Source organism: Mesorhizobium sp. M7A.F.Ca.MR.362.00.0.0 (assembly GCF_004023175.1).
Lineage (GTDB): Bacteria > Pseudomonadota > Alphaproteobacteria > Rhizobiales > Rhizobiaceae > Mesorhizobium.
The window spans coordinates 12,266-12,494 of the sequence record NZ_RZTF01000176.1 but is presented as its reverse complement, the minus strand read 5'-3'; the positions used below and the strand labels follow the sequence as shown (position 1 = coordinate 12,494).

The following is a 229-nucleotide window of genomic DNA, read 5'->3' as shown; positions in this document are numbered from 1 at the left end:
CCGGATACGGGTAACGCCTACGTCGCAAACTGTGAACTGATCGACGTCATCGGCGCCCTCCCCGCGCTGCCCAAGGGTGTCGAGGGTCTCCTGCGCGAGGCCCTGAAGGCCGAAGGCTTCGAGCTCTCGTCCTCGGGCAACACCAAGATCACGTCTTTCGTGCCGGCGGGGGCGCGCGACAACGCTTTGGTCTACAATGCCGGCCTGCTCGCTCGAGCAGTTACGAGGG

At 65.1% G+C, this 229-nt stretch carries 1 protein-coding gene; it reads left to right on the top strand.

The window, feature by feature from the left end; genetic code table 11:
• On the top strand, nucleotides 1-229 hold a 229-nt coding region (locus EOC06_RS40880), incomplete at both ends, for a hypothetical protein (protein WP_206631220.1).